General features: G+C 56.6%; 9 protein-coding genes. 1 reads left to right on the forward strand and 8 read right to left on the reverse strand.

All coding sequences use genetic code 11. The annotated features are described in order from the left end of the window. Positions 1–112: 112 nt before the first annotated feature. On the reverse strand, positions 113–1,441 hold the full coding sequence (locus BLW97_RS12685) for a DUF445 domain-containing protein (RefSeq protein ID WP_077218411.1): 1,329 nt from the start codon (positions 1,439–1,441) through the stop codon (positions 113–115). Between the two features lie 85 nt (positions 1,442–1,526). On the opposite strand from BLW97_RS12685, the gene BLW97_RS12690 reads away from it, so the two are divergent. Then, positions 1,527–1,715, forward strand: a complete 189-nt coding sequence (locus BLW97_RS12690) for a YqaE/Pmp3 family membrane protein (RefSeq protein WP_075323339.1) — start codon at positions 1,527–1,529, stop codon at positions 1,713–1,715. A gap of 24 nt (positions 1,716–1,739) precedes the next feature. On the opposite strand, the gene BLW97_RS12695 is transcribed toward BLW97_RS12690, so the two are convergent. The 7 genes from BLW97_RS12695 to BLW97_RS12725 are packed head-to-tail and all read right to left on the reverse strand — an operon-like array spanning position 1,740 to position 11,615. Next, positions 1,740–1,991, reverse strand: a complete 252-nt coding sequence (locus BLW97_RS12695) for an AbrB/MazE/SpoVT family DNA-binding domain-containing protein (RefSeq protein WP_010637638.1) — start codon at positions 1,989–1,991, stop codon at positions 1,740–1,742. Positions 1,992–1,994: 3 nt separating this feature from the next. Next, a complete protein-coding gene (locus BLW97_RS12700; RefSeq protein ID WP_075323340.1) occupies positions 1,995–5,033 on the reverse strand; it encodes a type I restriction endonuclease subunit R in 3,039 nt (1,012 codons plus the stop codon). Beyond that, positions 5,030–6,364, reverse strand: a complete 1,335-nt coding sequence (locus BLW97_RS12705; RefSeq protein ID WP_010637636.1) for a hypothetical protein — start codon at positions 6,362–6,364, stop codon at positions 5,030–5,032. The genes BLW97_RS12700 and BLW97_RS12705 overlap by 4 nt, the downstream gene beginning before the upstream one ends. A gap of 16 nt (positions 6,365–6,380) precedes the next feature. Then, positions 6,381–7,643 carry a restriction endonuclease subunit S gene (locus tag BLW97_RS12710; RefSeq protein WP_143214883.1) on the reverse strand — a complete coding sequence of 421 codons (1,263 nt, stop codon included), beginning with the start codon at positions 7,641–7,643 and terminating at the stop codon, positions 6,381–6,383. After that, positions 7,640–8,002, reverse strand: a complete 363-nt coding sequence (locus tag BLW97_RS19800) for a hypothetical protein (RefSeq protein WP_075323341.1) — start codon at positions 8,000–8,002, stop codon at positions 7,640–7,642. Before BLW97_RS19800 ends, BLW97_RS12710 begins: the two co-directional genes overlap by 4 nt. After that, positions 7,999–9,459 carry an ATP-binding protein gene (locus tag BLW97_RS12720; protein ID WP_075323342.1) on the reverse strand — a complete coding sequence of 487 codons (1,461 nt, stop codon included), beginning with the start codon at positions 9,457–9,459 and terminating at the stop codon, positions 7,999–8,001. The genes BLW97_RS19800 and BLW97_RS12720 overlap by 4 nt, the downstream gene beginning before the upstream one ends. Positions 9,460–9,461: 2 nt before the next feature. Continuing rightward, positions 9,462–11,615, reverse strand: a complete 2,154-nt coding sequence (locus tag BLW97_RS12725; RefSeq protein ID WP_075323675.1) for a type I restriction-modification system subunit M — start codon at positions 11,613–11,615, stop codon at positions 9,462–9,464. Positions 11,616–11,801: the final 186 nt, after the last annotated feature.

Here is an 11,801-nt window from a genome sequence, read left to right on the forward strand (position 1 = left end):
ATCACTCAGCATCATTCCAGCAATCTGCTCATGTTGAAATGGCCAATTTGGGCCAGAAGACCCAATGCCCATGCGGGCCATACCGGACCATTTGATTCCATCGGCAGCATCTCTAAATGAGTAGAGGCACAGCCAGCGCCAGGGCATGAATCAAGACACCCACCAGACCACCGACCAGGGTTCCGTTCACCCGAATATATTGCAAATCGGTCCCCACTCCTTCTTCCAGCAGGCGGATCATGTCTTTTTCGGGCCAATCCTGAATGGTTTTTTCAATATGCTGCGCCAAACCATCACGCATGGCCGGGGCTAAACGGCGGGCACTGTTTTCCAGATAATCATTAATGGCCTCCCGCAAGACTGCCTGCTCCGCCAAAAATGTCCCCAACTGCCCGGCCAAAACCTGAATCTGCCCTTGCAGGCGGGAATCAGGGCTGCCCAGATCATGGTCCAGCCAGGTGCGCAGGTCGCGCAACAAACCATCTGCATACTCCTGCACTGCCGGATGGGAAATCAGGCCATTTTGCCAACGCCGGATACGCTCCTGAAACCCGGCGTCTGTCCGCAGCCGCACAATCGCATCAGCCATCCAGCGATCAAAAGCCAGACGGCGCGGATGCTCGGGATCGTCCTCGATTTCCTGCAAAAGTTGATGCGCGGCCTTTACCAGATTTCGCGCGAGATTATCACTCAGGGTGGCAGGGTCCATGAGCGCACTCATCCAGGAGAACAAAGTGGGATACGCGCGTTTCAGAATGGCTGCTATTTGCTCAGCCAGCAGCCCCTGAGTTTCTTCCCCATCCAGCCACTCGCGCAGGCGCTGAATACCATCTTCCAGAAGGGCCTGATGACGGTGGTCTTCCGTCAGTAATGCCAGAATATTTCCCATCCAGCGCGCCCCATCCACACGCTGCAGCTGGCGACCCAGCGCGCTTCTCAGGGCAACACGCAATTCCTGATCATCAGTCAGCGCCAGGGCTTTTTGCAGCAAGCTGGTCAATTGCCGGGCCAGTAAATGACTGCTTTCCGGCTGGATCAGCCACTGTGCCAACCAGGTGGCGGGATCGGCGCGGCGCAACAGGCGGACAATGGCTTCACTTTCCAGAAAATGATCACGAATGAACGTGGCCAGACGCTTCGCCAGACGCGCCTTGTTTCTCGGCAAAATGGCCGTATGGGGAATGGGCAGACCCAGCGGATGACGAAACAGGGCCACCACCGCAAACCAGTCCGCCAGCCCGCCCACCATGGCGGCCTCGGAAAATGCCCCGGTCCAGGCCCAGAGGCCCGAAAATCCCTGACTCGCGGAAAATAAGAACAACAGCAACGCCAGCAACAGTAAAAACAAAGCCCAGCGGCGCATCACCTGCAATTTTTGCAGGCGTTCTCCTGGCCGAGGATTCAGAAGTGTTTTTGGGGGTTCATTATTATCGGCAATCATGTGAGCGAGTTTAGCACGGAGACTTGCACTCTGTAGAAATCGCCATTTAATATGCAAACATAATTATTGGCAGGGAGTATGGATCATGCGTCTTATTCTGGCGATTTTTTTACCTTTTCTGGTGTTTTTCACCATTGGCCGGCCGCTCGCAGGCATCATCTGCCTGCTTCTGCAAATCACCGTACTGGGCTGGATACCGGCGACTATCTGGGCAGTTTACGCCTTAAGCCAGTACAAGACCGATCAGAAAATCCAGAAAGCGCTGGGACGTTAAGATCAGGAACCCATTTATCGGGTATCACCAAGATTTGGCACCAACGGGTTCAGTGACCATAACTTCGCCACCATGTAAGGCAGGATCAAAAAGTTGAAGCCGTTCATCCAGCGTCAAATCAGCGCTTGTTCGGATCGGTTCCACAATAACCCGGCCATGCTCAACGGTCAGCATCACTTCCTGGTCCGCATGGAGTTTGGCTTCATGGACGATAGCGGCGGGCAATCTGACACCCAGGTTGTTTCCCCACTTCTTGATAACCAGACACGTACCCATGACTTACTCCTTGTCGCTCGGCGAGCTTTGGCCTCGGGGTGACAACCGCTTATAGACCTGACTTCCCAGCCATTTCGACACCAGCTCCTGCATGTCAGGTTTACCCATATAGTCGGTGAATAACTCCTCGTTCAGCTCTATCCGCTCGATGAACAGTGATTCCAGTACCTGGCGGAACACGAGCTGGAATTTGTCAAGGGAGTTGACCTCGGCGGCCATCTGCAGCGCTTCGTTCTGGCTAGCCGCCTCCGCGATCTGATCGAAAAACAACTGATCCGCCTCGTTGAGTTCGCCGCCAAAACGTTCGTTGATGATATCGATGAGGCGCGACAGCGAAACATGTTCCTCGCGCACCATGCCGGTCCCTACCTCACGGGGGCCGTCCAGCGGCTTGGTGTAACCCTCGTTCAAGCTGATTGAGCCTTCACTAATCTTCTGCAGCCGGTAGTAGTCGAGTTCGACATCCTCGTCGAACTGGTAGCCCGGTCCGCTCTTGCGCTTGGGCAGCTTCAGCGCGAGATGCCGCAGATAAGTAAATAACTTCTCCAGGTCGCTGTCCTGGTAGGGGATCACCTGGCTCAGAAAACTGTAGAGATTGCGGAAGGCCTGTAGCTTGCCACGCCAAAGCTCGGCTTCCTCTTCTTCCGTGTTCTGCAGCTGCACGAAGCGTGCGACCGCCTGATCCAGAATAGCATTCATCGCCTTGTGGTCGCCGGGGCTCTGCCGGCGCTTCGGCGCGAAGAACACGTGGGCGAAGTCGGCAATCTCGGTCTGCAGGTAGATACCCGAAGCGTCGAGCCCGGCTTTGACTTCGTAGAGCTTGTCGGGATCGACCTGCTCACCCATGACTGAGCCTTCGTAGTACTGCCGGAAGGCCTCCTGGATTTCGGTCGGATCATTGACGAAGTCCAGTACGAAGGTGTCGTCCTTGAGCGGATGAGTACGGTTCAGGCGCGAGAGCGTCTGCACGGCCTGAATGCCAGCCAGGCGCTTGTCCACATACATGGTGTGCAGCAGCGGCTGGTCGAAACCGGTCTGATATTTCTCGGCCACCAGCAACACACGGAATTCCGGCTTGGCGAAGGTATCAGGCAGTTCCTTCTCCTTGAGGCCGCCATTCATTTCGACCTCGGTGTAGGACTTTTCCGGAATCTTGTCGTCTTCAACGCTGCCGGAGAATGCCACCAGGCTCTTGATCGGGTAGCCCTTCTCCGCAATATAGCGGTCGAATTCTTGCTTATAACGCACCGCTTCCAGCCGCGAGCCAGTCACCACCATCGCCTTGGCGTGGCCGCCGATCTTGTGGCGCGTGAAGTGCTGGAAGTGTTCGACCATCACTTCGGTTTTCTGGCCGATGTTGTGCGGATGCAGACGCATGAAGCGGGCCAGCGCGCGGGCCGCCTTTTTGCGCTCGACGTTGGGGTCGTCCTCAGCCTTCTTGATCAGTTTGTAGTAGGTCTTGTAGGTGACGTAATTCTTCAGTACGTCCTCGATGAAACCTTCTTCGATGGCCTGACGCATGGTGTATCGGTGGAAGGGCTCGCCGTTCCGGCCGAAAATCGCCAGTGTCTTGTGCTTGGGCGTGGCGGTAAAGGCGAAGAAACTCATGTTCGGCTGATGGCCACGCTTGGCCATGGAACGGTACAGGCGCTCCAGTTCGATTTCGCCCTCTTCCTCTGCCATCTCCTGCGCCTTCTTGCGCAACTCCGCGCCGCCCAGCACGTCTTTCAATTCCGTAGCCGTCTCGCCCGACTGCGAGCTGTGCGCTTCGTCAATGATCACCGCGTACTTGCGCGTGGGCAGGTGGCTCTTGCCGCCTTCCCCGCGCTCCTCGTTCAGCTTGGCCAGCTGCCCGGACACGAAGGGGAATTTCTGTAGCGTGGTGATGATGATCGGCACTCCGGCTTCCAGCGCCTCGGCGAGCTGGCGAGAGTCTTCGTCGATCTTCTGCACCACGCCCTGACGGTGGTCGAACTGGTAGATCGTGTTCTGCAACTGACGATCAAGCACCACGCGATCGGTGATGACCACCACGCTGTCGAACAACCGCTCGTCACGCGCGTTATGCAGGCTGGACAGGCGGTGCGCCAGCCACGCGATGGTGTTGCTCTTGCCGCTGCCAGCTGAGTGCTCGATCAAGTAGTTATGCCCCACGCCCTCGCTGGCAGCGGCCGCCACCATCCAACGCACAGCCTGCAACTGATGATAGCGCGGAAAGATCAGGCTCTCCTTACGCACCTTCTTGCCATCATCGGTGATCTTCTCCTCGACATCGAGGTGGAGGAAGCGGGCAAGTAAGTCGAGCAAGCTGTTGCGCTGCAGTACTTCTTCCCACACATAGGCAGTCTTGTAGTTTCGGCCCGCGCGGTCAGGCGGGTTACCCGCACCGCCGTCTATGCCCTGATTGAAGGGCAGAAAGTAGGTGGACGAACCTGCCAAGCGCGTAGTCATGTGCGCCTCTTCGGTATCCACCGCGAAATGCACCAACGCGCGCTTGCTGAACACGAAGATCGGCTCGCGCGGATCGCGGTCGTGGCGGTACTGGTGGATGGCATTCGCCGCTGTCTGGCCGCTTAACGGATTTTTGAGTTCCAGCGTTACCACTGGGATACCGTTGATTGACAGCACCACATCCAGCGATTTTTCACTCTTGGGGCTGTAGTGCAACTGGCGCGTCAGCCCCAACCGATTGGCCTGGTAGCGCGCCTCCAGCTCCGGGTTCAGGCCATGCGCGGGGCGAAAGAAAGCAATCCGCAGCGTGCGTCCAAAGCATTTGAAACCGTGGCGCAGGGTGGCCAGCGAGCCATGGGTATCCAGCCACTTGCACAGCGATTCCAGCACCCGTGTACCGGTCTGCTCGCCGTGCAGCGTCTCCAGCTTCTCCCATACTTTGCCCTGGGTGGCACGGATAAAGGCCAGTGCCTCGTCGGGGAAGATCGCGCGCTCGCGGTTGAAGCTCTTGGCATCAACTCGTGTGTAGCCGTCGTCCAGCAAGACATCCTCGATGGCGGTTTCGAAGGCGGCTTCGGAGGTAAGTTTCATGTGTTAAGCGCCCCGAGATCAATCTCATGAGCACGCGCCTGAATTAGAGTAATTTGGCGAAGTTGTAATGCTTGCTTCCCCTGAAACTGGGTTCCTGTGAATTGATCTGCACTCACCCCCCAAACAGATTCAACTCGAGTCATGTAAGAGTCATTGCGAACATTCGGTCCTATCACAGTAATTCGCCTTCCATTCAATGACCTGAGTAAGTCATTAAAATGTTCATCGGCAGTATTGAGCGAATAGCCAACCAAAACGACATGATCGGCTTCCCTGAGCCACTGACCCGCACGATACCAAAGGTCGATGTATTCTTTGGACAGAATGGGTTTTAGTCGAAGTGGCGGTACGAGAGATGGGATAAGGCAGCGCGACTTTGCCGGGCTACTCTCATCGAAATACCAATTGTCGCAGATATGTGATTCAAGCAGTTCTTGCGGAGATTTATTCTGATATGAATCGAAAGTGAGCAGTTGGCGGTTGTCCATGCGAACATACGTCGAGAGTCCACCATGAAAATAGACCGTGTTAATGGCTTGTAAGCGTGATTCAAGGAACGAGGTGTAATTTAGGGTTATGCCCTTCCAGCTTTGTGGAATCCCTTCGTAGAACGGCAACGATGATGTGGAGTTGCGAACTTCTTTATCTCGGTACATCAGGAATGCCCAGAAGCACCAGGAAATGTAGACATAGTTTTTGATGTCAGGAAGCCGGTTGTTATAGAAGCCTAGAAATTTGTCGATCAGTAGTTTCTCGATGTCCAGGAGGTCGGCTCCTAAAGCATGGGCTATTCGATTGGAATCAGAGTTGAGACTTTGCCGAAGCGTATGGCGTAAGATGGACTTGAATGTATCCGATACGCTCAGCGTTCGGATATTGACAACGTGATCGTCCAAATCAAACTCCGACGCATGATCTCCAAAAACGTCCTCGATCAATTGGCGGGTTTCATCATCGATCCGGCTTGCAGATGCGATTTGCTGCAATTGATTGAACAGCCGAATAATGAGTTCTCCCTGTTTTTTCGGGATCCTGTTCTCATTATCGTCTGGCAATTCGTCAACGACCTGCTGAACGCGTTGAACAGTTTCTCTAAGTTGCTCTGGTTCCCTCTGAGCAATATCGGTAATGGCATTGTTGATGAAGCGGTCAAAGCGAAAACGTAGGCCGCTGATCTTACTGCGCAACAAGGCATCGATTGCCTTGCCTTCATCCGTGCGCGTCAAGTAACCGTTGATTGCCGGCAAGAGGTCCGCCGCCAATGGAAAATCGATGCCCGGGGTTTTGTCAACCCCGGCGCCAGTTACAAGGACTGTAGTTCTTTCCGGCATATTTGAACTCCCCTATTCAATTCTGTTTCATGTCCTCGATTGCAATCTGGCCGGTGACTGCGGCGGTAATCAGTGCAGCGCGGCGTTCCTTAGCGAGAGTGATAGATAACTGCAAGCTATCGCGCAGGGCATTTGCCTTGGTTTGATCCGCTTCGACAGATCGGACAATTTCGAGCTGCTCGTCGTGCGGAGGCACGGGTAGCCGCATTTCAAAGAAGTTCTCCGGATACAAGCGCAAACGAGAAGACCAGACGCCTTTTGACCATCGGTTTACTTCGGCAATAAAGGGCCGCGAGCGGCATAGCAGATCGACGTACTCGGGCAGCAGCTGCCCTTTCGATGTGTACACATGGTAATCGGGACTAACGATGCCTGCCAAGGGGCTGATGCCCATCGCGCCCATCCACGCCCACAGGGTGTTGATGGCAAGGTCGCCGGGCATACAGCGTTTGTAGCCCGCCTTGTCATCAGCCTCGAACATGTACACGTCCTTCTCAGAACGTGAAGTGACTCCGGTGATGTGGGATACGGTCAACAGTTCTTCCGTACCGTCGTCCGAACGCTCATCACGAACCGTGAAAAGGTTCTTGGTGCGTTCTACCGGCCAATGCGCCGGAATGTCACCCAGCCATTCCTGTCCGGAGGGTTTGAGCGGGGCGTTGAGGTCGAGGCTGCGGGTGACGACGCGGCTGATGAGGGTGGCGCGCTTTTCTTCCAGCAGCGCCAGCATGCGTTCTTTCTCGGCAATCAGCGCGTCGATGCGGGCGGTTTCGTGGTCGAGGTAGTTGGCGATAAGATGCTGAATATCTTGGCTCGGGCAAGGCAGGTGATGCTGGCGCAGAACATCGGGCGACACTCGCTTGAGGCCACCTGCACCTGTCATTGATGCCTCGCCGTCCTGTTTGAAAATCGAAGACTGGAAGTAGTAGAAAAGGAATCTACGCTCAACCGCGATCGGGCGAATCACGAAGAGTTCCGAGCTACCGAATCCTTTTCCTCCCACAAGGTTGGCAGCGATCGCAATGTTGCCGTTCTCAAAGCACGGGGTGACCTTCGCCAAGACAATATCGCCATCCTCGAAGGCGGTGTATGAGGATCCGTATTTCGAGAACTTGTCCGTATTCGGGATGAAGTACCCACTCTTCACTCTGTCCATTGGCAGAAAGGTGATGTCTTCATCCTCATCAAATCCATCGAAAGCAACCGACGGATTCAACTTGCACACATATCGTAGCGGGACGGTCTCCCATAGCTGTGGGCGCGGGTCGGTACTACTCACTCCGTCACCTCCCGCAGCAAGTCCATAATCCGCTTTTCCACCTCGGCCAACTCCGCATCGATTTCGGCGAGCGGCCTTGGCGGTTGATACCCGAAGAACACGCGGTTGAAGTTGATCTCGTAGCCCACCTTGCCGATGCCGCCGTCCTGCTCGTCCAGCGTCTCGCTGTCGATCCAGGCGTCCGGCACGTAGGGGCGTACCCCGCGCAGCAAGTAGTCGACTCTGGCCGTGCCGCCAGTCAAGCAACGATCAAGCAATAGAGCTCTTGCAATAAGTTGATTTATACATAAAACAAACACGGTTCGGCCCATCTGGCGCCATCCAGTCAAGCAACGGTCAAGCAATGCGATCAGGATCATCGCGCCCACCTCGGCAGGTACTTGCGGGCCCGGCTGCCGACGGTGTCGTCGTGACAGACGATTAACCCGGCAGCGATGGTGTCCTTAATCACCCGCGACACCATGGAACTGTTCTTCTCCTCGATGCCGAAGCGCTCGCGCAGGGTGGTGTTGGTCATATCATCGCGCTGAACATAACGCAGGCAGGCATGCAAATAACTGGCACGCACCCGGTCCGCCTTGTCCATGTCGCGGAACTCGCGATGGGCGAACAGCAAGGCGCGGGTGTGCTCGTCGGTGGTCTCGAACAATGGCGCGGGCAACTGGTAGAGCTCGGTCTGGAAGACCACCTTGTCGACACCGCTGCCGCGCTCCTCGCAAACGCCGATGCGGCGCATGAACGAGGCCAGCCCCTCGTTGCGCGACCGGGGTGGGCTATCGAGAAACCGGTGTGTCTGCACCAGCGGCAGACCGGGATTGGTGATCTCCATACGGTCGGCGAAGATCTCCACCATCGGGCCGGTGCCCGTCAGGTGGAAATCCTGATGGATCATCGCATTGGCAATCAGCTCACGAATAGCCAGCGCCGGGAACATCGGGACTTGCTTGCGCAAGGCACGACCAATGACCTCGTTGCTTGGCAAAAGCCCGGTTACGAAGTCGATCAGCCCCTGGAAGCCGGTGGCATACCCCTTGCCGCCTTCCTGTTCACGGACGGTTTCGACGCGACTGTTGCCCTTGTACAGCACCACGCGCACCGCCTTGCGCTGCAGCGTGCGGAAGTCGGCCAGCCGCTTGGCAAACAAGATGGCGCCCAGATTCGTGATGTTCCATCCGCCCGCTGCCTGGGCGAGCAGACCGTCGCTGTCCAGTGCGGCCAGGACGGCTTCACGGCCTTCGGGCAGGGGCTGACCCAGCAACTCGAAGTAGGCAGGATAGTCGAGCAGCCGCAGGACTTCGTCACATGAAATCTTCTCGGCGGCAACCTCGCGCTCGAACGGCGTCTGATCGAACACATGCCAAAGCTCGCGCTCCTTCTCCGGAAAATCCTTAAGCTTTTTCTTGTAGGTGCCGATGCGAATGAACTCGACGCTCCTGAACTGCACCGGATGGCGGAACGCCGCACCAATCTCCAGCAGGACGACACGCTGATCACTGACCTCGAACACATGGAAGCGGAAGTTGATCCTGGGCGACAGCAGTCGCAGCAACCAGCTCTCCAGTTCTTCGTTACCCACCTTGGCCGACGCGGGGTCAAAACGTGTACCGACCACGTCATGCGTGGCGTCGTCGATACCCCACACCAGATAGGCCTGCACCTTGCCTGCCAAGGCCGCAGCATTCGACAGCGCAGAGAGGTATTCGCCGATCTCCTCCGGAGTCGCGTTGTCGTGCTTGAACTCGACCCAGTCCACCTCACGCGGGAGCTTGCGCAGCTCGGCCAGCAAACCGTGGAGTTCGGTGAGTCGACGATCCATACTCACTCCGTCACATCGCGGAGCAGGCTCATGATCCGCTTCTCGACCTCGGCCAGTTCGGCGTCAATCACTGCCAGCGGTCGTGGTGGCTTGTACTCGAAGAAGACGCGATTGAAATTGATCTCGTAGCCAACCTTGCCGACGCCGCCGTCCTGTTCGTCCAGCGTTTCACGGTCGATCCAGGCGTCATTCACGTAGGGACGCACCTCGCGCAGGAAGTAGCTCACGATGTCTTCCTTCAGCGGGATGTTCTCGAAGTCCTTTAGCGCCGGGGCGGGCTCGTATTCCAAGAGGGTTTTGCCGTCAGCGTAGAGTCCGAGCAGGGCATACAGGTCCGCCGCTTCAAGCTCAGGTAATATCTGTCCCGGGAACCACGCCGAGCTGACTAACACTTCACCTTTCTTGTGGCGCTTGGCAACGACTGGCGCAGCATCGGGGGCTGTGATGGTGAAGCAGTCGCGGAAGATTTTCTTCTGTGCAGTGCCCTTGGCTCCCTTGGCCCAGCCTTCCACATAGTCAGGCAGATGCTTGAAAATTCTTTGCACATCATCCCAAACCCGATTCCAATCGGAATACGGCTCTGTGCTGAGTTCGTCCTGTATGGCCTGGAAGGCATCGAACAACTCTGGGCAGGTGTTGAGGAAGCGCTCGCGCGTCTCCTCGGTGACCTGGAAACGCAGGCGCAGCGGGCGCAGGACGGTGATGCGGCGGTAGCCGAAGTCTGTGTTGTCGAACACGCGGCTGGTCTGGCTGTGCTCTATGGCGCCGTGTTCGCGGGTGACGGCGTCGAGCGCGGCCTGATCGAGGTAGCGGCGTTTGTCGCCGAGGCTGCGCTTCATCGGCGTATAGCGCTCGCGGGCGTCGATAAGCTGAATCTTGCCCTTGCGATGCTCGGCTTTGCGGTTGCTAACCACCCAGATGAAGGTACCGATGCCAGTGTTGTAGAACATCTGCTCGGGCAGGGCGACGATGGCTTCGAGCTGGTCGCGCTCGATGATCCAGCGGCGGATTTCGCTCTCACCGCTGCCGGCGCCGCCGGTGAACAGCGGCGAACCGTTGAATACGATGGCAGTGCGCGAGCCAGGCCTGTCGCGGTCGCTCGGCTTGTAGTCCTGGAACTTGCTCATCATGTAGAGCAGGAACAGCAGGGCGCCGTCGTTGATGCGCGGTAGCTTGCCGCTGTAGCCACGGAAGTTGGGCCAGCGGTCGATGGTTTTCTTTTCGGCTTTCCAGTCCACACCGAAGGGCGGATTGGCCAGCAGGTAGTCGAAGCGGGTGTCGGGAAAGGGATCGTCGGTGAGGGTGTTGCCCAGCAGCACTTGTCCATCCTTGTGGCCCTTGATCAGCAGGTCGGAGGCGGCCACGGCGTAGGAGCGCGGGTTGTAGTCCTGTCCGAACACCTTCACCGTCGCCTGCTCGTTGTGGGCGCGAATCCAGTTTTGCGCCTCAGCCAGCATGCCGCCGGTGCCGCAGGCCGGGTCGCAGATGGTGACGATGACGCCGGCCTGGGTGAGCACGCTGGTGTCGGGCTCCAGCAGCAGGTTGACCATGAGCTGGATGACTTCACGCGGGGTGAAGTGATCGCCCGCCGTTTCGTTGGCGGCTTCGTTGAAGCGCCGGATCAGGTCCTCGAACACCAGGCCCATGGTGATGTTGTCGACCTTGCGTGGGTGCAGGTCGATCTCGGCGAACTGGGAAACAACCTGATACAGGCGGTTGGACTCTTCAAGCTTTTCGATCTCCTTCTCGAACTCGAAACGCTCGAAAATCTTGCGGATGTTTTCGGAGAAGCCAGCGATGTAATCGGCCAGGTGGCGGCCAATATTGTCGGGGTCGCCCTTGAGCTTGGTAAAGTCGAGCTGACTGTGGTTGTGAAAGCCCAGCGGGGTGCCGTTTTCATCCTTGGCCAGGTTGTTGAGAACCGGATCGACGTTGATGGCCTCTCTCATTTCTTCCCGCAAGCGTTTATTACGGGCGTCCAGTTCTGCATATTTGCTGAGGACAGTTTGCTTGCTTGGCGCGAGCACAGCATCGAAACGGCGCAGCACGGTGAGCGGCAACATCACGCGCTCATACTGCGGCGGACGATAAGGTCCACGCAGAAGATCGGCGACGGACCAGATGAAGTTGGCAAGTTGCTGAAAATTGGTGATCATACGGCGGTACTGTACTGCGAAAGATGTATACACGTCATCATCAACCGAGCCACTCCAAGTCTATAAGAAAATTATCAACAATAAAAAATCCCAGAAAGTACAAGACGTTCTGGGATTATGTTTACAATTTATGTTTGGTGGTTTTTAAAACGGAATATCGTCATCAAAATCTTCCATCGGCGGGGG

Source organism: Acidithiobacillus albertensis, from assembly GCF_001931655.1.
GTDB lineage: Bacteria > Pseudomonadota > Gammaproteobacteria > Acidithiobacillales > Acidithiobacillaceae > Acidithiobacillus > Acidithiobacillus thiooxidans.

Bases quoted from the DNA above. Each gene is read 5' to 3' on its own strand.
- BLW97_RS12685 (WP_077218411.1), bottom strand. From the start codon at position 1,441: ATGATTGCCGATAATAATGAACCCCCAAAAACACTTCTGAATCCTCGG.
- BLW97_RS12690 (WP_075323339.1), top strand. From the start codon at position 1,527: ATGCGTCTTATTCTGGCGATTTTTTTACCTTTTCTGGTGTTTTTCACC.
- BLW97_RS12695 (WP_010637638.1), bottom strand. From the start codon at position 1,991: ATGGGTACGTGTCTGGTTATCAAGAAGTGGGGAAACAACCTGGGTGTC.
- BLW97_RS12700 (WP_075323340.1), bottom strand. From the start codon at position 5,033: ATGAAACTTACCTCCGAAGCCGCCTTCGAAACCGCCATCGAGGATGTC.
- BLW97_RS12705 (WP_010637636.1), bottom strand. From the start codon at position 6,364: ATGCCGGAAAGAACTACAGTCCTTGTAACTGGCGCCGGGGTTGACAAA.
- BLW97_RS19800 (WP_075323341.1), bottom strand. From the start codon at position 8,002: ATGATCCTGATCGCATTGCTTGACCGTTGCTTGACTGGATGGCGCCAG.
- BLW97_RS12720 (WP_075323342.1), bottom strand. From the start codon at position 9,459: ATGGATCGTCGACTCACCGAACTCCACGGTTTGCTGGCCGAGCTGCGC.
- BLW97_RS12725 (WP_075323675.1), bottom strand. From the start codon at position 11,615: ATGATCACCAATTTTCAGCAACTTGCCAACTTCATCTGGTCCGTCGCC.